At 60.1% G+C, this 22,613-nt stretch carries 24 protein-coding genes; 11 read left to right on the top strand and 13 right to left on the bottom strand.

Features of this window, described 5'->3' with window-relative positions; genetic code table 11:
• Positions 1-110 precede the first annotated feature (110 nt).
• Entirely contained in the window at positions 111-5,822 is a 5,712-nt protein-coding gene (locus tag HF257_RS31205; RefSeq protein WP_185710378.1) for a membrane-targeted effector domain-containing toxin, read from the bottom strand.
• Between the two features lie 177 nt (positions 5,823-5,999).
• On the opposite strand from HF257_RS31205, the gene HF257_RS31210 reads away from it, so the two are divergent.
• Positions 6,000-6,617: an FKBP-type peptidyl-prolyl cis-trans isomerase gene (locus HF257_RS31210; RefSeq protein ID WP_017477811.1), complete on the top strand. Its 618-nt coding sequence runs from the start codon at positions 6,000-6,002 to the stop codon at positions 6,615-6,617.
• 134 nt (positions 6,618-6,751) lie between these two features.
• Here HF257_RS31210 and HF257_RS31215 read toward each other — a convergent pair whose 3' ends face one another.
• The 3 genes from HF257_RS31215 to HF257_RS31225 form a co-directional block, all read right to left on the bottom strand.
• On the bottom strand, positions 6,752-7,009 hold the full coding sequence (locus tag HF257_RS31215; protein WP_017735021.1) for a PA4570 family protein: 258 nt from the start codon (positions 7,007-7,009) through the stop codon (positions 6,752-6,754).
• Between the two features lie 161 nt (positions 7,010-7,170).
• Entirely contained in the window at positions 7,171-7,512 is a 342-nt protein-coding gene (locus tag HF257_RS31220; protein WP_185710377.1) for a zinc ribbon domain-containing protein YjdM, read from the bottom strand.
• A gap of 117 nt (positions 7,513-7,629) precedes the next feature.
• Positions 7,630-8,598: a polyprenyl synthetase family protein gene (locus tag HF257_RS31225; RefSeq protein ID WP_185710376.1), complete on the bottom strand. Its 969-nt coding sequence runs from the start codon at positions 8,596-8,598 to the stop codon at positions 7,630-7,632.
• Between the two features lie 239 nt (positions 8,599-8,837).
• Between HF257_RS31225 and rplU the strand changes: the two genes are divergently transcribed.
• The 7 genes from rplU to HF257_RS31260 all read left to right on the top strand — a co-directional run bounded on the left by rplU (position 8,838) and on the right by HF257_RS31260 (position 14,423).
• Positions 8,838-9,152: a 50S ribosomal protein L21 gene (gene rplU, locus HF257_RS31230; protein WP_007950961.1), complete on the top strand. Its 315-nt coding sequence runs from the start codon at positions 8,838-8,840 to the stop codon at positions 9,150-9,152.
• Positions 9,153-9,186: 34 nt separating this feature from the next.
• Positions 9,187-9,444 carry a 50S ribosomal protein L27 gene (gene rpmA / locus HF257_RS31235; RefSeq protein ID WP_003176049.1) on the top strand — a complete coding sequence of 86 codons (258 nt, stop codon included), beginning with the start codon at positions 9,187-9,189 and terminating at the stop codon, positions 9,442-9,444.
• Positions 9,445-9,637: 193 nt separating this feature from the next.
• Positions 9,638-10,861, top strand: a complete 1,224-nt coding sequence (gene cgtA / locus HF257_RS31240; protein WP_010206489.1) for an Obg family GTPase CgtA — start codon at positions 9,638-9,640, stop codon at positions 10,859-10,861.
• Positions 10,862-10,971: 110 nt separating this feature from the next.
• Positions 10,972-12,090: a glutamate 5-kinase gene (proB, locus tag HF257_RS31245; RefSeq protein ID WP_003176047.1), complete on the top strand. Its 1,119-nt coding sequence runs from the start codon at positions 10,972-10,974 to the stop codon at positions 12,088-12,090.
• A gap of 16 nt (positions 12,091-12,106) precedes the next feature.
• Positions 12,107-12,571: a CreA family protein gene (locus tag HF257_RS31250; RefSeq protein WP_185710375.1), complete on the top strand. Its 465-nt coding sequence runs from the start codon at positions 12,107-12,109 to the stop codon at positions 12,569-12,571.
• A 101-nt stretch (positions 12,572-12,672) separates the two neighbouring features.
• On the top strand, positions 12,673-13,155 hold the full coding sequence (locus HF257_RS31255; RefSeq protein WP_185710374.1) for a glutathione peroxidase: 483 nt from the start codon (positions 12,673-12,675) through the stop codon (positions 13,153-13,155).
• Between the two features lie 164 nt (positions 13,156-13,319).
• Positions 13,320-14,423 (top strand): NADH:flavin oxidoreductase, encoded by a 1,104-nt coding sequence (locus HF257_RS31260; RefSeq protein ID WP_185710373.1) that lies wholly within the window; start codon positions 13,320-13,322, stop codon positions 14,421-14,423.
• Here the strand turns inward: HF257_RS31260 and HF257_RS31265 are convergent.
• Positions 14,392-15,594, bottom strand: coding sequence for a glycosyltransferase family 4 protein (locus HF257_RS31265; protein ID WP_185710372.1), 1,203 nt, complete (start codon positions 15,592-15,594; stop codon positions 14,392-14,394). The two genes, HF257_RS31260 and HF257_RS31265, sit on opposite strands and share 32 nt — an antisense overlap.
• A gap of 54 nt (positions 15,595-15,648) precedes the next feature.
• Positions 15,649-16,413: a sulfate transporter CysZ gene (cysZ, locus tag HF257_RS31270; RefSeq protein WP_185710371.1), complete on the bottom strand. Its 765-nt coding sequence runs from the start codon at positions 16,411-16,413 to the stop codon at positions 15,649-15,651.
• Between cysZ and HF257_RS31275 the strand changes: the two genes are divergently transcribed.
• Complete coding sequence (locus HF257_RS31275; RefSeq protein ID WP_185710370.1) at positions 16,412-16,567, top strand: hypothetical protein; 156 nt, start codon at positions 16,412-16,414, stop codon at positions 16,565-16,567. The genes cysZ and HF257_RS31275 overlap by 2 nt on opposite strands.
• A 128-nt stretch (positions 16,568-16,695) precedes the next feature.
• The gene (trxB, locus tag HF257_RS31280) at positions 16,696-17,658 is read left to right on the top strand and encodes a thioredoxin-disulfide reductase (RefSeq protein ID WP_185710369.1); all 963 of its coding nucleotides are present in this window, start codon (positions 16,696-16,698) and stop codon (positions 17,656-17,658) included.
• A gap of 181 nt (positions 17,659-17,839) precedes the next feature.
• On the opposite strand, the gene HF257_RS31285 is transcribed toward trxB, so the two are convergent.
• From HF257_RS31285 to HF257_RS31310, 6 genes are read right to left on the bottom strand one after another with little or no spacing between them, the layout of a single operon-like run.
• Complete coding sequence (locus HF257_RS31285) at positions 17,840-18,181, bottom strand: HopJ type III effector protein (RefSeq protein ID WP_185710368.1); 342 nt, start codon at positions 18,179-18,181, stop codon at positions 17,840-17,842.
• A complete protein-coding gene (locus HF257_RS31290) occupies positions 18,174-18,470 on the bottom strand; it encodes a DUF1244 domain-containing protein (protein ID WP_176996953.1) in 297 nt (98 codons plus the stop codon). The genes HF257_RS31285 and HF257_RS31290 overlap by 8 nt, the downstream gene beginning before the upstream one ends.
• A 23-nt stretch (positions 18,471-18,493) precedes the next feature.
• Positions 18,494-18,865: a dihydroneopterin triphosphate 2'-epimerase gene (gene folX / locus HF257_RS31295; RefSeq protein ID WP_033896194.1), complete on the bottom strand. Its 372-nt coding sequence runs from the start codon at positions 18,863-18,865 to the stop codon at positions 18,494-18,496.
• Between the two features lie 2 nt (positions 18,866-18,867).
• The gene (gene folE, locus HF257_RS31300) at positions 18,868-19,428 is read right to left on the bottom strand and encodes a GTP cyclohydrolase I FolE (protein WP_185710367.1); all 561 of its coding nucleotides are present in this window, start codon (positions 19,426-19,428) and stop codon (positions 18,868-18,870) included.
• 20 nt (positions 19,429-19,448) lie between these two features.
• A complete protein-coding gene (folM, locus tag HF257_RS31305) occupies positions 19,449-20,159 on the bottom strand; it encodes a dihydromonapterin reductase (protein WP_185710366.1) in 711 nt (236 codons plus the stop codon).
• Positions 20,160-20,215: 56 nt separating this feature from the next.
• Positions 20,216-20,776, bottom strand: coding sequence for an antibiotic biosynthesis monooxygenase (locus HF257_RS31310; RefSeq protein ID WP_185710365.1), 561 nt, complete (start codon positions 20,774-20,776; stop codon positions 20,216-20,218).
• A 215-nt stretch (positions 20,777-20,991) separates the two neighbouring features.
• On the opposite strand from HF257_RS31310, the gene HF257_RS31315 reads away from it, so the two are divergent.
• Positions 20,992-21,948 carry a MerR family transcriptional regulator gene (locus tag HF257_RS31315; RefSeq protein ID WP_185710364.1) on the top strand — a complete coding sequence of 319 codons (957 nt, stop codon included), beginning with the start codon at positions 20,992-20,994 and terminating at the stop codon, positions 21,946-21,948.
• A 2-nt stretch (positions 21,949-21,950) separates the two neighbouring features.
• Here HF257_RS31315 and HF257_RS31320 read toward each other — a convergent pair whose 3' ends face one another.
• Entirely contained in the window at positions 21,951-22,556 is a 606-nt protein-coding gene (locus HF257_RS31320; RefSeq protein ID WP_185710363.1) for a hypothetical protein, read from the bottom strand.
• Positions 22,557-22,613: the final 57 nt, after the last annotated feature.

Consider the following 22,613-nt stretch of genomic DNA (forward strand, 5'->3'; position numbering starts at 1 on the left):
GCCAAAGTGTGTAGGTGGGTATCGGCAGCGCGACGCGGATCTGAAATGGCTTTTGCACCGGTGATGAAAAACCGCCCCCCTGCCCGATGAACGGGCAGGGGGGCGAGTAGTCAGGTCAGATGCGTCATCCCCATGCCAATGGGAGGAGCGGCTTTGAGCATCTCAGTAAGTTGGGACAGGTAATAGAACCGTCGCGGTTTGAGTGGCTCCCAGCGTTCAACGAAAAACTGGCCTTGTTCATTTATTTGAATCGGCGTACTCACCACGTCATTGCTGCGCGAAAAGTGCACCAGGTTGATCTCGCTGTCGTTGGGACGTTCGATAATGAACTGCCCAGGCGCCGTCAGTCGGCTGCGGCTCGGCGGCGGTGGCGCGCGGTGTACCGGGCGCCCGGCGACTGCCATTTCTATCTTGAAGTCACTGCGCAAGGCTGCGCTCTGGCCTTCATCAACGACTTGCCAGGTGGCGGCGTGCAGCGGCCGTGCCAGCTCGGGGGCGGTGTCGCGCACATGCAGGCTGATGGCGTCCTGCAACTGGGCGAGGCCTGGCCCCCCCAGGTACATATCGGTGTGGGTGCTGCCGACAAAGGCGACCCATTTGTGTGGCCCTTGGGCGAGTTGGTCAGCCTTGATCACTTCATTGGCGAAGTAGCTGAACAGTTCGCCACGTGCGTTCATGCCCGCGAGCCCTTTGATGTGATAGCTGGCCGTGCAATCGAGGGCGCGAATGCGGATCCCGTATTTGTTGGCGGCCTTGAGTACATTGGTGAACGTAAAAGACCCTTTGTAGAGCGGCATCTGGCCCAGGTCCAGTTGGGCCAGATAGGTTGCCAGATTGGCGGGCATGCGCGACGTGGCATGGAAGGTGTCCAGCGCGCCTTGGTGAAGGTCGGTGAACAGGTGCTCGATATACAGGGTTTTTACCCCCTGTTTTCTCAGGTGTTTCATGTACTCAATCAACAGGCGCTTGCTGGACTGGGCCGAGTGCGCTTCACCTATCACCAATCCCAGTTTTTGGGCATACACCCGCTCAATAAATACCCGTTCGTGGGTGGCTGTGGCGATGTCCGTAAGGGGGCCTCGTTGGGCAGGCGCGAAGTCGGCGAGCGAGGCCTTGGCGCTGGCCTGCAAGCGCTGGCGGGTCTGGATGAATGTTTGTCGCGCCGTGCTTGAACTGCTGGAGCCGTAGCGAGTATCCAGCCCACGGTGCTCCATTCTCAGGCGGTCGATGTCGGCACGCTGGTCGTAGGGAATATCAAACTCTGCATAGTGCGCTGCTACCTGCGGTGGCGGCGCTGACGCACGCGGTGGTTGCAGCGCGGCGTGAGCCGTTGGCATGGCCAGGGTGTAATCACCACGCGATTGCGCGCTGCTGGCGGTGTCGGGCCAGAGGCCGGTGCGTTGACCCGCTGCCGCGTCTTCCACACGCAAGGCAGGGGCGCTTTGCAGGTCCGATAAACCAGCCACTTGTTCGTAGGTGCCCAGGCGGTTGGGCTCCACCAGCGCTACCCAGCCTTCGTCGGCGTCTTTTTTAAGGTTTTGTTCGATCACCGTGTGCGAGTAGAAGTTACGCAGTTTGCTGCTGCGGGGGATGAAGCGTGGGCCATCGCCCAAGGCCAACACGTGCTCCATATGGTAGGAGGCGCTGCCATCGAGGCCGTCGATGGCGACGTTCAGCCGCTGGGTCTCCAGCAGCAATTTGCGATAAGTGAACGGCGCGTCCGCTGCCAGCCCCAGGGCTTGATCCACAAGCTTGAGGTGTTCTTCGACTTGCTGCAGGGCATGGGCCTTGTTGCCGCTGAGCTGGTTGTTGAGGATTTTCAGTTTGCGATGAAACAGGTCCCGGGGCAGGTTCTCGATATACACGCGCTTAAGGCCCTGATCGACCAGGCCGGGCAGTTGTTCGATCAACAGCTGCTTGCTGGCGATGGAGTTGTCGACGGCGCCGATGATCAAGCGTTTATTACGACTGAACAGGGTCTTGAGAATATCGGCGTGCAACGCATCCGTCGCCAACGAGGGCAGCGCTGCTCTGGGCGCCGGGGAGGGTAAAGCCTGGAAGAAGGCATTGGCCCGCTCGGTCAGCTGTTCAACCTGTTTGACGTAAGCGGTGCGCAGGGGGGCCGATTGTGTCAGGGCATTGCTCTGGGCTGCCCCGCTGTAGCCAGGCTCCATGCTCTGCAGTTTTTGCTTGAACTGGGGGTCTAGCAGGCTGCGGAAGGTCTTGGCCTGGTCAGGCGCCGTGTCAAAGGGCTCCAGCGCGCTGCTCTCGTCGGCCAGCAGTTTTTCGTATTGTTTGCGACCGCCGCCCGCCACACCGGTACGTACCCATTGGCCTTCGGCAGTTTGATTGACCAACCGCGCAGTCGAGTGCAATTGATCGGTGAGGGGGTCGTGGCGGTAAAGCAAGTAGCGGCCCAGTGCATCCGGGGTGTGCGAGGTCCACAGGGGGCGTCCTTCGAACAACACAGGCTGCATGCCCTCGGGTTTGAGTGCATCTACTTGGCTGATCAGCGCGTTGTCTGTGGCGTGCGAGCTGCTGCGGATAACCGGGCGCAGTGATTTGAAGGCGCCCTTGAGGGCCGGGCGTACATCGAATAACAGCGCACCGCCGAGGTTGGTGAGGTAGCCAATGTAGTGCTCCAGTGCGCCGCCTTGGTCATTCTGGTGGTAGGCATTGAGGGCAAGCATGGCGTCCTTGAATGCCAGCAACCCGCCCAGGGTCAGGCTAAGCAGCGGGAACGGCATCGTGGCCACGGCGGTCACCCATTCGATGCAGGTCCAAAGGATGCCGGTGATCATCTGCGTGCGATTGACCGTGGTGGCCTGTACGTCGTCGATCTTGCGTTGCAGGCGCATGTTGTAAAACTCATGGCGCAGGTCGGTCAACGGCGTGATGTGCTGCGTGCTGTCATGTCGGGCAATGCTTGGGGTCGAGCGGTTGATGTCGTCCGGCAAGCCGTTGCTGGCGTTTTTCAGGAACAGCCCGATTCGCGCCATAGACGGCAACGGCACCCGCGCGCACCAGTAGGCAGGCATGCCCTCGACTTTTTTCAGCAGGTAATTGAACAACCTGGCCTCGCGAAAGCCGATGCCATCCGGTGCCTGTGGGGTATAGAGCAGCACGGGGTGATTGCCGTGGCTGAACAGGTAGTTGCCAAGTACCCAATCGCCGTTGATGGACAACCGGTGGACTTTATAGGTGTTGCGCGCTGTAGTGCCGCTGTCGGACAGGCTATCGATAGCCCGTTCGAGCCACGCCAGGTCGACACTGGCAATATGCCCCTGAAGGCGCGATTCCAGTGCGGCGTTTTTCATCTGCAATTGCTCGATCGCCACGACCGCGTTGCGTCGCTCGTCGTAGCCCGGACTTTCACTGTGTTGCAGACGCCGACGTACCTCATCGATATACCGCTGACCGATCCATACCCCGGTGACGGAGCGGGCGACGTTTTGCGCGGTCAGTGGGCTCAGGTCAACACCGGGTGGGCCACGAAAGGTCGCGGCGGCGGAGAATTTTTCGTCGAGAAAGCCAATACCGTCTGCGTAGCCATCGCGGTAGAGGGTGGTGTAGGACACCGGCTGTGGTGGCGCACCGATCAGCGGTTTGGGCGAGTAGGCAAACACGCTATCCGGGTCAACGTCGTTCTGCTGGCGGCCCAGTAGCGTATTGAGGCTGAGCTTAGCCTTTTCATGCAGGTAACTTTCAAATGATGGGAACTGCGCCTCGGCATCCTGCCTGGCGTCATAGCTGCGCAGCGCGCCAGCGGCGTTATCGGCCAGGCTCGCCAGGCGCATGCGCTCGGCCGCCGAGGCCGCGCGGTACCAGGCTGGGGAGCTGAATTGGTAATCATCCAGTTGCACCGCCAACCGATGCGCGGCCATCGCATCCAGGCAATCGGTATGGCTGCATGGTTTGCCGAAGGTCACTTCCTCATGCTCGGCGGCGTCTGGGCGCAGGCTGATGTCCCGTAGGAAACTCCCCATCTTCGCCCGAAACCGCAGGGGGACTTGTTCCTGCAGGTAATCGCTGAGGCTGCGACCTTTTATGCGCGCGGTGCGATCTGTCCAGCCAATGATGTGGCTTTGGCACTCGCGCAGTGTGTTGAACGCGATGAACTGCTGGGCACTTGGCGCATCGGGTGTACACAACAACAACCGTTTAATCTGGCCGTCGGCATCTTCCTCGCGCAGCAGCCACAGGTCGTGGAGCTGTGCGCCGTGGAGCAACACGGTCTGGGCACACAATTGTGGGCGTGGGCGTTCCCGCAGGTCTTCGAACAACTGGTAATCGGCCGGGTTCAGGTGCCCTTGCAGCTTGGCGATATAGGCCATTGCCACGAGCCGCTGATCAAAAAAATCCCGCGCCGCCCGTTTGATTGGCGGGGAACCCAGGGCGGCTTTTTGGGTGTTGGCGAAGTCCAGGCGCGGTTGCAGGTCTTGCAGCAAGGTCAGCAAGGTTGGCACGGTGAGGTGGGCATACGCTTGCCCGAGCGGCGCCCCGGCGTAGCTCAAGGTGCTGTGCTCGAGAAACGCCGAGCCAGGTGTGCTATCGCCGGTATGCAGGCCACGCAGGGTCAGCTCTACCAGCGAACGTTGCTGGCTGTACGTGCCAACCTGGGGGACGGTGCGGCGGGTGGTGATGGTCAGCAGGTCCGGGTCCAGATCGTGGATGTCCAGCTCATCAGCTAGTTGCTCGGCCCATTGATGCCGGGCCAGCGCTTGGGGCGTTGCTGCGGGGCCGAACAACTCGATGAATGCTTCGCGTGCGTGGTTATAGCTGCGCAAGTGCTGGTCGAGGGCTTTGCGCTGGGCCGTGTTGGCGCGGCGATACCAGTCGGGCAGGCTGCTGAATAAATCGCGCTCCAGCAAGCGCTGTGCCCTGAATTCCAGGCGCGGGGTCAGGTCGGGCAGGGCGGCGTGGATGGCGGCGTCCAGATGTACCTTGAGCGCCATGGCACTGAGCTGTCCGGCCTTGGCGAGGCGCAGGGCGTGGTTGATGTCCTGCTCGCGTTTTTCGAGCTGGGCCTGGTACACCTGTTCGAACAACGGCTCGCCCTCAATGGGCTGTAAGGCCAGCGGGAAAATGCCGATAGGTCCCAGATGCTGATAACGCGTCGGGAGGTGGCGGCTGAACTCGGCCTGCCCGGCGCTCGTGGCCAGCGCAGATTGCAGACCTTGGTCCAGGTCGTGGAGCGTGTCGAATGCCTCCAGGCCGCGGGAAGGGGTGAATAACAGCACCGGGCCCACGGCGGCCGTGTCGGTCAAGCTGTTGACGGTGGGGCTGGCCTGGCGCGCCAGAACGAAGGCCCCGGCGAACGCCACGCGCTGGTCTTGGTAGTCGAACGTCAGCGCGTACATGCCCGGGCGAAAGCTCGGCCCGCGGGAACTGTCTTCGAGCATCAACAGGTCAGCCGGGGATAGCAGTGCGTCGCTGGCGTTGAGACGGGCTTCCTGTTCCAGCGCGTTGATCCCGGCGGTGACGCTCAGGTAGGTTTTGCGGCTTTGGCCGTCGACGGTGCTGGTTTCATCCAGGGCCTGCAATTGTGTGACAAGTTCGCTGCTCAAGCGCTCAAGCAGTTGCTGGCCGCTGGCCTGGGCAAGGTCGGCGTCTGCCAGGTCTTGATACAGGGCGTAAGCCTTTGATGCATAGACGCCGTTGACGTGGTTGAGGGTGGCATTGATTTTTTCCAGCGCCAGACGCTCGGGCGGCAACGTGACGGGGCGCTTGCTGTGAGGGCGCAGCGTTGGATCGATTTCCAGCAGGTGGCTGTGGACCTGTTGCAGGGTAGGTAATGCAAAGGGGGGGGTTGGCGTACTCATTGGCACTGTCCCAGGGTGATGAATGAGTCATCAGCATGGAGAGCCTGCGGGCGTGCCCGGCGGTAGATAGGTAGGGTGAGGAGGGGCTCATCAAGGTGCGGTGTTGTGTGCTAGTCTGCTGGCCCTTTTCGATTTGGGCGGCGCGGGAAATTGTGCTGCCCTACAGCGGAGCACCTCATGTCCGAAGTTAATCTGTCCACCGACGAAACCCGCGTCAGCTACGGTATTGGCCGTCAACTGGGCGACCAACTGCGCGACAACCCGCCGCCTGGCGTGAGCCTGGACGCGATCCTGGCCGGCCTGACCGACGCCTTCGCTGGCAAACCAAGCCGTGTTGACCAAGAGCAAATGGCTGCCAGCTTCAAGGTTATCCGTGAAATCATGCAAGCCGAAGCGGCTGCCAAGGCAGAAGCGGCTGCTGGCGAAGGCCTGGCCTTCCTGGCTGAAAACGCCAAGCGCGATGGCATCACCACCCTGGCTTCCGGCCTGCAATTCGAAGTGCTGACTGCCGGTGATGGCGCCAAGCCGACCCGTGAAGACCAAGTGCGTACTCACTACCACGGCACCCTGATCGACGGCACTGTGTTCGACAGCTCCTACGAGCGTGGCCAGCCTGCAGAATTCCCGGTTGGCGGCGTGATCGCTGGCTGGACCGAAGCCCTGCAACTGATGAATGCCGGCAGCAAATGGCGCCTGTACGTGCCGAGCGAACTGGCTTACGGCGCTCAAGGCGTTGGCAGCATCCCGCCGCACAGTGTTCTGGTGTTCGACGTCGAGCTGCTCGACGTTCTGTAAGACCTGCTGATTATTGCGGGAAATGGCTTGTGTGGGAGCGGGCTTGCTCGCGAAGACGGCGTGTCAGTCTGACTGATCCACCGCTTTCGCGAGCAAGCCCGCTCCCACATGAAGCTCGCTTTCACAGGATTGGCTCATGGATGAAACTTGCCATGCAGTTCAGTCGCCGGGCGCAACGCTCGGGCATAGCAGAACAGAAACAGATTACGCACCACCTCTTTGAGCACCCCAGGTTCACTCGAACTCAGGCCATTCACGTCCAGGTCACCCTGGTCCTGCAGTTCATTCAGCGCTTCTTCTTCCAGCACAGCACAGACTTCGCCGGTTTCCCGATGCAGGATTCGAAGGTAAGGGTGTGGGCGGTCCAGCCAGGCATCTATCAAATAAGTCATGAGTCGCATCTCCTTGATGGGTTTCAATGAGAATAATTCTTATTCGTAGAATAGCAAGTGCCTATTGGCGGATTCTGGTTTTTTCTGTGCGGTTATTGCGTGGGATCAAAGGAGAGGGCGAAACGCCATCCCGCGGCAGGCGCGGGATGGAGACAGCAAAATCAGACTTTGCGCACGAACTCGGACTTGAGCTTCATTGGGCCGATACCGTCGATCTTGCAATCGATATCGTGGTCGCCATCGCACAGGCGGATGTTCTTGACCTTGGTACCGACCTTTACCACGAGCGAGGTGCCCTTGACCTTGAGGTCCTTGATCACGGTGATGGTGTCGCCGTCCTGCAGGACGTTGCCCACAGAGTCTTTCTTCACGGTTTCATCACCGGCCGCTTCGGCCTCGCCGTTGGCGGACCACTCATGGGCGCATTCCGGGCAGATCAGCTGGGTGCCGTCTTCGTAGGTGTATTCGGAATTGCATTTTGGGCAGGGTGGCAACGTGCTCACTAAGGCTCCTTGAGAGTCAGGGATGGCTAAAGGGCGCACATTGTATAGGGTTTTGCAGTCTTACAGGTTGTGTGAAATCTAAATGTGGGAGGGGGTCCTCCCACACAGGCACGCGCTTTAGTGAGTACGCGCGACCGCAAACTCACTCAGCTCAACCAGGGCATCCCGGTATTCGCTGGCGGGGAGGGCTTCCAGGCACTTGATCGCACGCGCCACGAAATCACGCGCCAACTGCGCGGTGTAATCCAGCGAACCCGAGGCTTCGACCGCTGCACGGATGGCTTCCAGGTCTTCGATCCCACCTTTCTGGATCGCCTTGCGCACCAAGGCGGCCTGCTCCGGCGTGCCTTCGCGCATGGTGTAGATCAGCGGCAAGGTCGGCTTGCCTTCGGCCAGGTCGTCACCGACGTTCTTGCCCAGGGTTTCGGCGTCGCCACGGTAGTCGAGCAGGTCGTCCACCAGTTGGAATGCCACGCCCAGGTGGTCGCCAAATGTGCGCAGGGCTTCGGCCTGTTCGGCAGTCGCGCCACACAACGCGGCGGCGCTGTGAGTGGAGGCTTCGAAGAGCATCGCGGTTTTGCCGCGAATCACTTCCATATAGGTTTCTTCGGTGGTGCTGGCGTCGCGGACCTTGGACAGTTGCAGTACTTCGCCTTCGGCGATGATGCGCGTGGCCTGTGAAAGAATCTTCATCACCGGCATCGAGCCCAGCTCGACCATCATTTCGAACGAGCGCGAATACAGGAAGTCGCCTACCAGTACGCTGGGAGCGTTGCCCCACATGGCATTGGCGGTCTCGCGACCACGGCGCATGCCGGACATGTCGACCACGTCGTCATGCAGCAGGGTGGCGGTATGCAGGAATTCGATGGTGGCGGCCAGCAGGCGCAAATCATCGCCTTCACGGCCCAAGGCCTTGCCGCACAGCAACACTAATAAAGGACGCAGGCGTTTGCCGCCCGCCGACGTAATGTAGTCACCAATTTTGGAGACCAGCGGCACTTTAGAAGTCAGCTGCTTCTTGATGATGCCGTCGACGGCGCTAAAATCGTCCGCGACCGCGCGGTAGAAAGCTTGGGGTTGCATCAGCGACAGTCGCTCCAGAAGGGTTGCGCGGCATGCTAGGACCCTGACCCCCGGGTGTCAAGGCGCGATGGACGGCCCCTTGCAAGCCTCTTATAGCTTGCGTACAATCGCGCACCCTGAACTTCCTGGGCAGCACCTGCCTTACGCAATTGCATTCGGGACGTCCATCCCATGCAGCCATGCCAGCCAATACCTCTTCTTATAAAGAGCTGGGTGAGCAGGATTATCGGAGAAATACCATGTCGTACGCAGTAATTGTTACTGGTGGCAAGCAATACAAGGTCGCCCCAGGTGAATACCTGAAGATCGAAAAACTGGAAGTCGCTACTGGCGAATCCGTTACTTTTGATCGCGTTCTGTTGGTCGCCAATGGCGATGACGTGAACATCGGCGCTCCAGTTGTTGCTGGCGCTACCGTTGTGGCTGAAGTGATCTCCCAAGGTCGTCACGATAAAGTCCGCATCATCAAGTTCCGTCGTCGTAAGCACCACATGAAGCGTATGGGCCACCGCCAGTGGTACACCGAGATCAAAATCACCGGTATTCAGGCTTAATTTCAGCCTAATTCCTCACTAGGAGAATTGACTCATGGCACACAAAAAAGCTGGTGGTAGTACCCGTAACGGTCGCGACTCAGAAGCCAAACGCCTTGGCGTTAAGATGTATGGCGGCCAGAAAATCATTCCGGGCAACATCATCGTGCGTCAGCGCGGCACCCAATTCCACGCCGGTTACGGTGTAGGCATGGGTAAAGATCACACCCTCTTCGCGAAAATCGAAGGCGTGATCAAGTTTGAAGTAAAAGGCGCTTTCAACCGCCGTTACGTGAGCGTTGTCGCAGCTTAATTGCGAGATCGCTGGAAAAGCCCTGTCTTGCGACGGGGCTTTTTCGTTTGTGGAGTGAGTCTCTTGCAAAGCTGTTTGTGATGGGCTCAGGCGCTGGATTTGCGGTCGCTGATTGAGGTCGCTGCGCTCATTTTTGCAAGAGTCTTATGTCTTGGTTTCTTAAGCTCGTCCACGCGACGAGAGGCGTTTTGTTATGAAGTTCGTTGATGAAGTTTCCATCCGAGTAAAAGCAGGCGACGGCGGTAACGGTTGCATGAGTTTCCGTCGCGAAAAATTCATCGAAAACGGTGGCCCCAACGGCGGTGACGGTGGTGACGGCGGTTCCATCTACATGATGGCCGACGAAAACCTCAACACCTTGGTCGACTACCGCTACACCCGGCACTTCGATGCCGAGCGTGGCTCCAACGGCGGCAGCACCGACTGCACCGGCAAGAAAGGCGAAGACCTGGTGCTGCGCGTACCGGTCGGCACTACGATCATCGACTCGGCCACCCAGGAAGTGATTGGCGACCTGACCAAGGCCGGCCAGAAGCTGATGGTTGTGCAGGGCGGCTGGCACGGTCTGGGTAACACCCGATTCAAGTCCAGTACCAACCGTGCGCCGCGCCAGACGACCCCTGGCAAGCCGGGCGAGCAGCGTGACCTCAAGCTGGAAATGAAAGTACTGGCCGACGTGGGCCTGCTGGGCTTGCCGAACGCCGGTAAAAGTACCTTCATCCGCTCGGTCTCGGCCGCCAAGCCGAAAGTTGCCGACTACCCGTTCACCACCCTGGTGCCAAACCTGGGTGTGGTCAGCGTCGACCGTTGGAAAAGCTTCGTGATCGCCGACATTCCTGGCCTGATCGAAGGTGCTTCCGATGGCGCGGGCCTGGGGATTCGCTTCCTCAAGCACTTGTCGCGTACCCGTCTTTTGTTGCACCTCGTCGACATGGCACCGCTGGATGACACCAGCGCGCCGGACGCCGCCGAAGTGATCGTGAGCGAGCTGACCAAGTTCAGCCCGTCCCTGGCCGAGCGTGATCGTTGGTTGGTACTGAACAAGTGCGACCAGATCCTCGAAGAAGAACACGAGGAACGCGTCAAGGAAATCGTTGACCGCCTGGAGTGGGAAGGTCCGGTCTACGTGATCTCGGCCATCGCCAAAGAAGGCACCGAGCGCCTGACCCGCGACATCATGCGCTACCTGGAAGACCGTGCCGACCGCCTGGCCGCCGACCCGGTGTTCAAGGCCGAACTGGCCGAACTCGACCAGCGCATCGAAGACGAAGCCCGCGCCCAGTTGCAGGCCCTGGACGACCAACGTGCCCTGCGCCGCAGCGGCGTGAAGTCGGTCCATGACATCGGCGACGACGATTGGGACGAAGAAGACGTGGATGATGAAGATGGCCCGGAAATCATTTACGTGCGCGACTGATCCGTTGCGATAAACTTGAACGCCGCTCCTTTAGAGCGGCGTTTTAGTATCCGGGTATAACGTTATGGGCCGCGCTGGGTCGCGCAGCCCTCAATCTAAGGTTGATGATGATGCGGAGCAAAGTGACAGGTGCGCAGCGCTGGGTCGTAAAGATCGGAAGTGCGCTGCTGACGGCAGATGGCAAGGGGCTGGATCGCGCAGCCATGAGCGTCTGGGTCGAGCAAATGGTGGCCTTGCATGAGGCTGGCGTCGAGTTGGTGTTGGTATCGTCCGGGGCGGTTGCCGCCGGGATGAGCCGCCTTGGCTGGACCGCGCGACCCAGCGCGATGCACGAACTGCAAGCCGCCGCCGCCATCGGTCAGATGGGCCTGGTGCAAGCCTGGGAATCCAGCTTCGCTGAGCACGGCCGCCACACGGCGCAGATCCTGCTGACCCACGACGACCTGTCCGACCGCAAGCGCTACCTCAACGCCCGCAGTACCTTGCGCGCACTGGTGGAGCTGAAAGTCATCCCGGTGATCAACGAAAACGACACCGTGGTTACCGACGAAATCCGCTTCGGTGACAACGACACCTTGGCCGCCTTGGTAGCCAACTTGGTGGAAGCCGACCTGCTGGTGATCCTCACCGACCGCGACGGCATGTTCGACGCCGACCCGCGCAACAACCCCGACGCCCAATTGATCTATGAAGCCCGTGCCGATGACCCGGCGCTGGACGCAGTGGCCGGCAGCGTCGGCGGTGCCCTGGGCCGTGGCGGCATGCAGACCAAGCTGCGCGCTGCACGCCTGGCGGCGCGTTCCGGTGCCCATACCATCATCGTCGGTGGGCGCATCGAGCGCGTGCTGGATCGTCTCAAGGCGGGTGAGCGCATCGGCACGCTGCTGTCGCCGGAACGCGGCATGCTGGCGGCGCGCAAACAGTGGCTGGCCGGTCATCTGCAAACCCGTGGCACCTTGGTGCTGGACGATGGCGCTGTGTCAGCCTTGTCCCAGGGCAACAAGAGCCTGCTGCCGGTTGGCGTCAAGTTGGTGCAGGGTAGCTTCCGTCGTGGCGAAATGGTGGTATGCGTTGCGCCGGACGGCCGTGAGATCGCCCGTGGCCTGGCCAACTACAGCGCCCTCGAAGCGCAGAAAATCATTGGGCAGTCGTCTGACGCGATTGTGGGTCTATTGGGTTACATGGCGGAGCCGGAACTGGTGCACCGCGATAACCTGATCCTGGTCTAAGCAAAGGAATTACACGATGCGCGTAATAAAAGGATTAATCGGGCTGCTACTGGCGATGCCGCTGCTGGCGTCCGCCGAGGAAATCGGCCAGGTGTCGACCGTGTTCAAGTTTGTGGGCCCCAACGACCGGATCGTCGTCGAAGCGTTTGATGATCCCAAGGTCGATGGCGTGACGTGCTACCTGTCGCGCGCCAAGACTGGCGGCGTCAAAGGCGGCCTGGGCCTGGCCGAAGACCGCGCCGAAGCCTCGATTGCCTGCCGCCAGGTGGGCCCGATCCGCTTCAAGGGCGAGCTCAAGGACGGCGACGAAGTGTTCAAGGAGCGCACCTCGCTGGTGTTCAAGACCATGCAGGTAGTGCGCTTCCTCGACAAGAAGCGCAACACCCTGGTTTACCTGGTTTACAGCGACCGCCTGATCGAAGGCAGCCCGCAAAACGCAGTGACGGCGATTCCGATTCTGCCCTGGCCTACCGCTCAGTAACCCGCGAGCGAGTTTTGCAATCGGCGTCTATGATTGCAGGCTTGCGGGTTGTAATCTCGAAAAGCCGCAATGCGAAGAACATGGGATATCTGGAGTTCGTCATGAGTGCTTTCCACGACCTGAAACTCAAAGCTTTGGACGGACAAGAGCTGCCATTGGCGCCTTTCAAGGGGCAAGTTGTACTGGTGGTGAATGTGGCCTCCAAATGTGGTTTGACCCCGCAATACGCGGCATTGGAAAACCTCTATCAGCAGTACAAGGGCCAGGGGTTTACCGTGCTTGGCCTGCCGTGCAATCAATTTGCTGGCCAGGAGCCGGGCACCGAAGAGGAAATCCGTGAGTTCTGCAGCCTCAACTACGGAGTGACCTTTCCTCTGGGTAGCAAGCTCGACGTCAACGGCCATGACCGCCATCAGCTGTACCGCTTGCTGGCGGGTGAGGGCGCTGAGTTTCCGGGCGATATCACCTGGAACTTCGAAAAATTCCTGCTGGGCAAGGATGGACGAGTGCTGGCGCGCTTCTCGCCACGTACCGCTCCGGATGATCCCTCCATCGTCCAAGCCATCGAAAAAGCCCTGAGCTAAACATCGCTTCTTTTCTGATCGTTCCCACGCGCCGCGTGGGAACGCTTCCCAGGACGCTCCGCGTCCGGCTTTTGCACCTTAATCACCCAGATCAATAGTGCTACTCAACACGTTGCACTCTCCATATTATCCACATCATAAATCCCTCTGACGTGGAGTGCCCCATGCCTGTCCAAGCCTTGTTCAAACCGTTCCAGCTCGGTGCATTGCAATTGTCTACCCGCGTAGTCATGGCGCCCATGACCCGCTCGTTCTCTCCAGGTGGCGTACCCAACTCCAAAGTTATCGAGTACTACCGCCGCCGCGCTGCCGCCGGTGTAGGGCTGATCATCACCGAGGGCACTGTGGTCGGCCACCAAGCCTCCAACGGCTACCCCAACGTTCCGCATTTCTACGGAGAAGCGGCGTTGGCTGGCTGGAAGAAAGTCGTCGACGCAGTGCACGCCGAAGGCGGCAAAATCGTTCCGCAACTGTGGCACGTGGGCAGCGTGCGCCGTATCGGTACTGAGCCTGACGCCAGCGTGCCGGCCTACGGCCCGATGGAAAAACTCAAGGACGGCAACGTGGTCGTCCATGGCATGACCCAGCAAGACATCAAAGACGTGATCAACGCCTTCGCCCAGGCTGCCAAGGATGCCCAGAGCATCGGCATGGACGGTGTGGAGATTCACGGCGCCCACGGCTACCTGGTGGACCAGTTCTTCTGGAAAGGCAGCAACCAGCGCACCGACGAGTACGGCGGCAGCTTGGCCAACCGTTCGCGCTTTGCCATCGAGCTGATCCAGGCGACCCGCGCAGCGGTAGGCCCAGACTTTCCGATCATCTTCCGTTTCTCGCAGTGGAAGCAGCAGGACTACACCGCCCGCCTGGTACAAACCCCTGAGGCGCTGGGTGAATTCCTCAAGCCGTTGTCTGACGCTGGCGTGGACATTTTCCACTGCTCCACCCGTCGCTTCTGGGAGCCGGAATTCGAAGGTTCCGACCTCAACCTCGCCGGCTGGACCCGCCAACTCACCGGCAAACCGACCATCACCGTTGGCAGCGTCGGACTGGACGGCGAGTTCCTGCAATTTATGGTCAACACTGACAAAGTCGCTCAGCCAGCCAGCCTGGAAAAACTGCTGGAGCGCCTGAACAACGACGAGTTCGACCTGGTTGCCGTGGGTCGTGCACTGCTGGTGGACCCGGATTGGGCAGTCAAAGTGCGCGAAGGGCGCGAGAGCGACATTTTGCCGTTCAGTCGTGAGGCGTTGACGACCCTGGTGTGATGGGCGAGAGGACGGGCAGTGGATGCCCGTCCTTGCACACGCCCCGCAACTGGCGTTCAAACTGCTCGATAATCGCCGGCCAGCCCTGGCGGCTGGCATGCTGGCGCGCGTTCAGGCGCATGCGGCGCAAGCTTTCGGCGTCCTCTAGCAACCAATTGGCGGCATCACAAAAAGCGTCCTCATCACCCGGCATTGCCAGCACACCGTTGTAACCGTGGCGAATATGCTGGGTCGCAGCGGCCTGGTCATAGGCCACCACGCCCAACCCTGACGCCATCGCTTCCAGCACCACGTTGCCGAAGGTTTCGGTGAGGCTGGGGAATAAAAATACATCGCCCGATGCGTAATGCCGTGCCAGTTCTTCACCGCGCAAGGTGCCGCAGAAGATCGCCTCTGGCAGCTCCTTTTCCAACGTTGCCCGTTGCGGGCCGTCGCCGACGATGATCAGTTTCATCTGGCGCAATGGATAGGTGTCCTGCAGCGTCTCGAAGCAGCGCTTGAGCAAACCGAGGTTCTTTTCCTGCGCCAATCGGCCCACGTAAAGCACCGCGGTTTGCCCACTGTTCAAAGCCCAGCTTTCGCGCAGCGCGTTATCGCGTTTTGCCGGATGGAACAATTGACTGTCCACCCCGCGCGCCAACATCCCCAGGCGCTCGAAATGTCGTCGCTCCAGTTCCAGGCGCTGGCTGGCACTGGGCACCAGGGTCAAGGTCGAACGGTTGTGGAACCAGCGCAGATAGTGAGTGACCATCCGGCTCAGCATGCTCAAGCCGTATTGGTTCGAATACTGCTGGAAGTTGGTGTGAAAGCCGCTGACCACGCTGATTCCCAGGCGGCGGGCTGCACGCAATGCCGATAGCCCCAGAGGGCCCTCTGTCGCGATGTACAGCACGTCCGGACGCTGACGGGTCCAGCGCCGCAGCAGTTTATGCATCGACGATTGTCCCCATTGCAGGCCCGGGTAACCCGGTAGAGGCCAGCCACGGCATAGCAGCAACTCGTCGTCACTGGGGCGACTCTGGTCGCTGCCCTGTCGCGGGCGCACCAGCTCGACCTGATGGCCGCGTGCGCGTAACCCCTCGCACAGACGGCCAAGGGTATTGGCCACCCCGTTGATCTCCGGCGGGAAGGTTTCGGTAATCAGAGTGATGTGAAGCGAGGCTGTCGTCATGACCCACAGTGTCACCGTGGGCCATGTCGTCATTGTGTCATTGGGATGATGGATTTATGACTTGGCTACATTCTGCCGTGCCATCGCCTCGGCGCCTTGCTCACGCACCCAGAACAACGTCGCCCCGGCCACTGCCGCCGGCATCATCAGCAGGTTGAGCACCGGCACCAGCAACACCAGGTAAACGATGCCGCCGAAGCTCATGCTCTGCCAGCGTTTCTGGCGCAGCCAGGCGAGCATTTCGTTCCAGCCCAGCTTGTGGTTGTCCGCCGGGTAGTCGATGTATTGGATAGCCATCATCCAAACGCCAAATAGCAGCCACAACGGCGCTGCGACCAGGTTGACCACCGGAATGAACGACAGGATAAACAGGCCGATGGCCCGGGGCAGGAAGTAGCCCAGCTTGCGCATTTCGCGCGCCAGGGTACGCGGCACCATGGCAATCAGCTCGCCCCAGCTGAAAGCCGGGAAGTCATCGGTGCCTCGCACCACCACTTCGACTTTCTCCGAGAGAAAGCCGTTGAACGGTGCGGCGATGATGTTGGCAAGCATGGTGAAGGTGAAAAAAACCATCAGCACCACCAGCACCACGAACAACGGCCACAGCAGGTAATTCAAAAAGCTCAGCCAACTCGGCAACGTCGGCATCAGGGTATCGACCCACAGGCTGAACTGATGGCCGGCGAAATAGATCAAGCCGACGAACAGCACCAAGTTGATCGCCAGCGGCAGCAACACAAACAGCCGCAAGCCTGGGCTCAACACCAGTTTGAGGCCTTCACGCAGATATTGCGGGCCGGAAAGAGCAGGGGCGGGCATGGAAAACTCCGAGCAAAGGGGCGAACGCGCCGACCTTACCGGCTTTGCCACACAGGCGAAAGCGGCGACATCAGCTGTAACAAACGCGTCGATCAACCGACTCGACTGCATAGAGACCACCTATGAGCTGGATTGTTATTCCGTATTTCCTTAATCTTGCCCCCCTCTATACGCTGCACCCATTATTTTTCAGGACGTGCGAGTTCAAGCCTTCCCCAAGTGCTTCGCGGTCCTTTTTTATTCCAGCCGCCTTGTTGTCCGGGTGGTCGATAGGAGTGAGTCATGTCTGATACCCGTCATTCGCGAGTGATTATTCTCGGTTCCGGCCCTGCCGGTTACAGCGCTGCGGTCTACGCTGCCCGGGCCAACCTCAAGCCGCTGCTGATCACCGGCATGCAGGCGGGCGGTCAACTGACCACCACCACCGAAGTCGACAACTGGCCGGGCGACGTCCACGGCCTGACCGGCCCGGTGCTGATGGAGCGCATGAAAGAGCACGCCGAGCGCTTTGAAACCGAGATCGTTTTCGACCATATCAACAAGGTCGACTTCTCCAAGAAGCCTTACAGCCTGACTGGCGACAGCGGTGTTTACACCTGTGACGCGCTGATCATCGCCACCGGCGCCAGCGCCCGTTACCTGGGCCTGCCATCGGAAGAAGCGTTCATGGGCAAAGGTGTTTCCGCCTGCGCTACCTGCGACGGTTTCTTCTATCGCAACAAGCCGGTCGCCGTGGTCGGTGGTGGTAATACCGCCGTGGAAGAGGCGCTGTACCTGGCCAACATCGCCAGCACCGTGACCCTGGTTCACCGCCGCGAGACCTTCCGCGCCGAGAAGATCCTGATTGACAAGCTGCACGCCCGTGTCGCTGAAGGCAAGATCATCCTCAAGCTCAACGCCACCCTGGACGAAGTCCTGGGCGACAACATGGGCGTGACCGGCGCCCGCCTGAAAAACAACGACGGCAGCTTCGACGAGCTGACAGTCGACGGCGTATTCATCGCCATCGGCCATACCCCGAACACTTCGCTGTTCGAAGGCGTGCTCGAAGCCAAGGATGGTTACCTGGTGGTGCAGGGCGGTCGTGAAGGCAATGCCACTGCGACCAACCTGGAAGGTATTTTCGCTGCCGGTGACGTGGCTGACCACGTGTACCGCCAGGCCATCACCTCGGCTGGCGCCGGTTGCATGGCGGCACTGGATGCCGAGCGTTACCTCGACGGTTTGAAGGACGCTGCGTTCTAAACCTGTTGAACTAAAAAAACCGGCGAAAGCCGGTTTTTTTATGCCCACGGTTCCAGCAACACCGCAGAACAAATGTGGGAGCGGGCTTGCTCGCGAAAGCGGTGGTTCAGTCGCCCAATTCATTGACTGACACACCGCTTTCGCGAGCAAGCCCGCTCCCACATTTTGATTTAGGTTCGACTTAAGACTTGCGGGTCAGGGGTTGTGCCGTGAACTTCACCCCGGCCAGACCATGCGCAATCAACGCACGGATATTGCCATGGTCACTCCCCTCAGGCGTCGCCACCACCGAACGGTAATGCTCGCCAAACGCCAGCAACGCTTCCTGGTCAGTCAAGCCTTCCAGCAACGCCAAACCCAACGTCTTGCACGAGCCTTCATTCTGCCCGGCGGCGTTTTTCACGTCGCCATTGGTGAAGGCTTGCGGCTGGTAGTCGTAACCCTCTTCGACAAAGGCCAAAGTATCGTCAAAGAAGTGTTCGCCGCTTTCAAGGCTGGCACGCAGGGCATTCAAATTAGTCATGGGTTTTTCCTTTGGCGAACGCCGCTTGTTGGTCGGCGCTGGCTTCTTTCTGGTAGTGGGCTTTCCACTCGGCGTACGGCATGCCGTACACCACTTCGCGGGCGTCATCGAGGCTCAGCTCGATATGGCGCTCATCGGCCTCGGCCTTGTACCACTTGGACAAGCAGTTACGGCAGAAACCGGAGAGGTTCATCAGGTCAATGTTCTGAACATCCTTGCGGCTGTCCAGGTGCGCCACCAGCCGGCGGAAGGCGGCGGCTTCGAGTTCGAGGCGTTGTTGGTCGTTCATAGGGTTCACGCAAATCTCTAGAGTTAGCGGCTGGCCGCCAGGGTGATCGACACCGACTCGGCAAAGCGCAGCGCATGGGGCTTGTCCACTTCGACTTCGGCGTACAGCACCGATTCATTGCCCATCACCAGGTCCAGCAGTTCCTGGGTCAGGCGCTCCAGCAGGGCAAAGCGGTTGCCCTCGACGTGAGCAATGATCGCCTTGGTGATGGTGCGGTAGTTCAGCGCGTGGTCGATGTCGTTGTCGCGCACGGCTTCCTGGGCGGCATACAGGATGGTCAGGTTGATCAGCACATCCTGCTTGTTGAGGATTTCGTCCTCATTGATGCCGATGTAGGTGCGCAGGCACAGGTCCTTGACCCGGATGCGCGCCATGCCTGGTTGAAGTTGTGGCATTGCTACTTGCTCCGTCCGATCAGTTGCAGGAACTCCATGCGCGTGGTGTTCGACTCGCGGAACGCGCCGAGCATCACCGAGGTGTTCATGGTTGAATTCTGTTTTTCCACGCCGCGCATCATCATGCACATGTGCTTGGCTTCGATCACCACCGCCACACCGGCGGCCTGGGTCACAGACTGGATGGCGTCGGCGATTTGTCGCGTGAGGTTTTCCTGGATCTGCAGGCGCCGCGCATACATGTCGACGATGCGCGCCAGTTTCGACAGGCCCAGCACCTTGCCGGTCGGAATATAGGCCACGTGGGCCTTGCCGATAAAGGGCAGCAGATGATGCTCACACAGCGAGTACAACTCGATGTCCTTGAGGATCACCATCTCGTCGTTATCGGAGGTGAACAGCGCGCCGTTGACGATTTCTTCCAGGTTCTGCTCGTAGCCGTGGCACAGGTACTGCATCGCCTTGGCGGCACGCTTAGGGGTGTCGAGCAGGCCTTCACGCTCCGGGTCTTCGCCCAGGCCTTTGAGAATCTCGCGGTAGTGTTGGGGCAGGGATAAGGTCATACAACATCCTCACAAACGGCTTACTTGATATGCCGCCCGCCGTTGACGGTCAGGGTGGTACCAGTGACATAAGGGTTATCCAGCAGGTAACGCACGCTCTGGTAGATCACCTCGGGCCCGGGTTCGATGCCCAGTGCCGACTTGGCCAGCACCTTGGCGCGGTAGGCCGCGTCATCGCCTTCGTTGAACATCACCATTGCCGGGGCAATGCCGTTGACCTTGATCGACGGCGCGAACTGCGCGGCAAACGACAGCGTGAGGCTGTCGAGCCCGGCCTTGGTGGCGCAATAGGCGATGTGCTGGCGGCTACCCTTGCGCACCACGTCATCGCTGATGTGCACGATGTCGGCGGGTGTCGAGCGTTGCAGCAAGGGTGAACAATGCAGGTTGATCAAGTACGGCGCAAGCATGTGCACGCTGAACATGTCGGTAAACGCGCGGCTTTCTTCGCCAGGCGTTTCCGCGATCCAGGCCGAGGCGTTGTGGATGATTGCGCGCAGGCTTTGGGTGTGGGTGTTCAGCGTTGCGATAAACGCCAGGATGCCGGCCTCATTGGAGAAGTCGGCAAACACACTGATCGCCCCGCGTTCGCGCAGGGCTTGCACGCCGGGGCGTTCGCTGCGGTAGCTGAAAATCACCGAGTGGCCTTCGTCCAGCAAGCGCTGGGCGCAATGCAGGCCGACACGCTGGCCGGCGCCGGTGATCAGGATCGGGGCGTTCGTTGCAGTCATGGAGGGCTCGATTTGCTGGCAGGCTCAAATCATACCAGCGACCGGGCCCCCTGTACTCACGCGGCGGCTTCGGTGGCCTTGCGCGGTGTGGGCGTGGGATGCAGCCAGTTGGCCAGCAGGTGGGTCGACAGCGGAATGAACAGGTAAACCATCAGCGGCGTGAGGGCCAGGGTGCTGACGAACACACGAGGGAGCAGGTCCAACTCACTGAGCAACGGGCCCAGTACAAAGTTGAAGATCAGCGACACCGGAAAAAACGCCAGCCAGATCGCCACGGCTTGTTTCCAGCGTGGCGGGCGTGCGCCGACTGCGCCGAACCAGCCATCAATGCCACTCACGCGATGTTCCGAGGGGTTGGCAAACAGCTCGCTGCCACGGCTTAACCAGGCACTGCGCGAGGCGGAAAATTCCCAGGCATGCAGGGTCTTTTCATCGGCGAAGCGGAAAATGATCTGGAATTCATCATCATTGGGCGGCGGGGCGAGCACGCCGGACCCCAGGTAACCGGGGAAGTCAGTAGCCAATTGCTCGCCTTCGCGCAGCCAGGCCATCAATTCTTCGTAGCGACCCTTGGCCACGCGACGCGCAACCATCAGGGTGACGGGAGAGGTAGACATTGTGTATCTCCGTATTTGTGGGTGCACTTGACCGGGTAGGCGGTGCACCAGGCATAGCGGCGGGTAGAGCTGCTACGCTTGAAAAAGCAGGCAAGGATTATTCCTGTTTTGCCAAAATACGCCAGACACTTCTGACGGACCGCCGAAAACCTTGAATCAGGTGCGCTAAACAGCGTTAAATGCGACCCTCCCTACATGGACGTTTGCGACTCCAGATGCCCGAAATCACTGCTCCTCTTCGCGAAACCGCATCCGCTATCCACGGCGATAGCGAGGTGTTGTTCCCGATTCGCGAAGTTGCGCGCATGACAGGCGTGAACCCCGTCACACTGCGCGCTTGGGAACGGCGCTACGGTTTGATCCAGCCGGTTCGCACCGAAAGTGGGCATCGGCTGTACTCAAGCACTGATATCGACACCGTGCACCGCATCCTCGATTGGATCGAGCGCGGCGTTGCGGTGAGCAAAGTCGGCAGAATCCTTGCCCGTGACGCTCAGCACGCCGAAACCGCTGCGCTCGCAAGAGCAGACACCGAGGTGGACTGGAGCCAGTGGCAGAGCCAACTGCGCTCGGCCATCAGCACCTTCGACGACCGTCAACTCGACCGGCTCTACGGCCAGATCTTCTGCGCCTATCCCATCGACGTGGTGTTTGAAGATATTTTGATGCCGCTGTGGCAACAGTTGCTGCGTCATCAGGGCCACTTTGGCCAAGCCAGTGAATGGCTGTTCTACGACAACTTCCTGCGTTCACGCACTGCCCAACGCCTGCAACTGGCCTGTGCTGCGCCGGTGCCCAGGGTACTGCTGTCGGCCATTGCCGGAGAGTGCCGTGAGCTGGAACTACTGGTGGCCGGTGTGTTGATGTCGGGAGAGAAATACTCGGTCAAGGTGGTCGGTGTCGGCCAGCCTTTCGATGAACTGACGCTGGTGTGTGAAAAGACCCGCCCCCAAGCGCTGGTGCTTTTTTCCAACCGCTCCCCGAGTAGCGAGCTGCCGCTGCGGCTCCAGCGCCTGGCGCTGACGTTGGATTGTCCCTTGCTGCTGGCCGGCGATGCGTCAGACCTGATCCAGCCCGACTTGTCGGGTTCTTCCATCGGCTGCCTGGGCAATGAAGGGCGCCTGATGCAGCGCCGCTTGCAGCAGTTTCTAAGTGGTCACCTGGACACCTGATCTCAGGCGTGGACTTCGGGATGCACCAGGCGGTGCTGATGCAGGATGAACTGGCGCAGGCGCTCGGTTTCGTCGGCATCCGCCTGGCTTAGCCGGTAGGCAAACAGCCCGCGCGCGGTTTCGCGCTCGAAGGTCCCGCGCAGCGCAATGCGCTCATAGCCCGAGGGACTGAACCACAGGGAGAAGGTTTTGGGCGGTTTGACCCGGCCACGTATCTCAACCAGCACACCCTTGAACGACACTTCATGCACCCACAATGCGCTGGCGTGCCCCTTGATGTTTTCCAGCGCCACCGCTGCTTCCAGCGCCAGGCGCCACGGGCGAATCATGGGGCCGTCTTCGAAGATCGTCGGCACGCCCAGGCGCAGGTGCACCGCGTGAAACTCATCTTCCACCAAGTGCAGGGGGAAGGTGAGTTGCTGGTTGTCGAACTGCGCCTGGATCGTCACGTGGTCGTGGGCGGCCAGCCGAGTGAGCAAATCACGAATCTGTGCGCCGCCGTTGACGGTCAGGCTCGACGATGCGTCCCGCAGGTTGAGCTGCGGGTTGTGGTGCATCATCTGAATGAAATCCAGCTCGTCCTGCGTCAACAATGTGTCGCGTTGCATGGGGCTTGCTCAAGGGCTAGGTGTTAAAACGCCATTATCCTCTTAATGACCGTTTTT

The sequence above is a fragment of the Pseudomonas cremoris genome (assembly GCF_014230465.1).

Excerpts from the sequence above, each read along its gene's own strand:
- HF257_RS31205 (WP_185710378.1), bottom strand. The coding sequence starts at position 5,822 with ATGAGTACGCCAACCCCCCCCTTTGCATTACCTACCCTGCAACAGGTC.
- HF257_RS31210 (WP_017477811.1), top strand. The coding sequence starts at position 6,000 with ATGTCCGAAGTTAATCTGTCCACCGACGAAACCCGCGTCAGCTACGGT.
- HF257_RS31215 (WP_017735021.1), bottom strand. The coding sequence starts at position 7,009 with ATGACTTATTTGATAGATGCCTGGCTGGACCGCCCACACCCTTACCTT.
- HF257_RS31225 (WP_185710376.1), bottom strand. The coding sequence starts at position 8,598 with ATGCAACCCCAAGCTTTCTACCGCGCGGTCGCGGACGATTTTAGCGCC.
- rplU (WP_007950961.1), top strand. The coding sequence starts at position 8,838 with ATGTCGTACGCAGTAATTGTTACTGGTGGCAAGCAATACAAGGTCGCC.
- rpmA (WP_003176049.1), top strand. The coding sequence starts at position 9,187 with ATGGCACACAAAAAAGCTGGTGGTAGTACCCGTAACGGTCGCGACTCA.
- cgtA (WP_010206489.1), top strand. The coding sequence starts at position 9,638 with ATGAAGTTCGTTGATGAAGTTTCCATCCGAGTAAAAGCAGGCGACGGC.
- proB (WP_003176047.1), top strand. The coding sequence starts at position 10,972 with ATGCGGAGCAAAGTGACAGGTGCGCAGCGCTGGGTCGTAAAGATCGGA.
- HF257_RS31250 (WP_185710375.1), top strand. The coding sequence starts at position 12,107 with ATGCGCGTAATAAAAGGATTAATCGGGCTGCTACTGGCGATGCCGCTG.
- HF257_RS31255 (WP_185710374.1), top strand. The coding sequence starts at position 12,673 with ATGAGTGCTTTCCACGACCTGAAACTCAAAGCTTTGGACGGACAAGAG.
- HF257_RS31260 (WP_185710373.1), top strand. The coding sequence starts at position 13,320 with ATGCCTGTCCAAGCCTTGTTCAAACCGTTCCAGCTCGGTGCATTGCAA.
- HF257_RS31265 (WP_185710372.1), bottom strand. The coding sequence starts at position 15,594 with ATGACGACAGCCTCGCTTCACATCACTCTGATTACCGAAACCTTCCCG.
- HF257_RS31275 (WP_185710370.1), top strand. The coding sequence starts at position 16,412 with ATGGAAAACTCCGAGCAAAGGGGCGAACGCGCCGACCTTACCGGCTTT.
- cysZ (WP_185710371.1), bottom strand. The coding sequence starts at position 16,413 with ATGCCCGCCCCTGCTCTTTCCGGCCCGCAATATCTGCGTGAAGGCCTC.
- trxB (WP_185710369.1), top strand. The coding sequence starts at position 16,696 with ATGTCTGATACCCGTCATTCGCGAGTGATTATTCTCGGTTCCGGCCCT.
- HF257_RS31285 (WP_185710368.1), bottom strand. The coding sequence starts at position 18,181 with ATGACTAATTTGAATGCCCTGCGTGCCAGCCTTGAAAGCGGCGAACAC.
- HF257_RS31290 (WP_176996953.1), bottom strand. The coding sequence starts at position 18,470 with ATGAACGACCAACAACGCCTCGAACTCGAAGCCGCCGCCTTCCGCCGG.
- folX (WP_033896194.1), bottom strand. The coding sequence starts at position 18,865 with ATGCCACAACTTCAACCAGGCATGGCGCGCATCCGGGTCAAGGACCTG.
- folE (WP_185710367.1), bottom strand. The coding sequence starts at position 19,428 with ATGACCTTATCCCTGCCCCAACACTACCGCGAGATTCTCAAAGGCCTG.
- folM (WP_185710366.1), bottom strand. The coding sequence starts at position 20,159 with ATGACTGCAACGAACGCCCCGATCCTGATCACCGGCGCCGGCCAGCGT.
- HF257_RS31310 (WP_185710365.1), bottom strand. The coding sequence starts at position 20,776 with ATGTCTACCTCTCCCGTCACCCTGATGGTTGCGCGTCGCGTGGCCAAG.
- HF257_RS31315 (WP_185710364.1), top strand. The coding sequence starts at position 20,992 with ATGCCCGAAATCACTGCTCCTCTTCGCGAAACCGCATCCGCTATCCAC.
- HF257_RS31320 (WP_185710363.1), bottom strand. The coding sequence starts at position 22,556 with ATGCAACGCGACACATTGTTGACGCAGGACGAGCTGGATTTCATTCAG.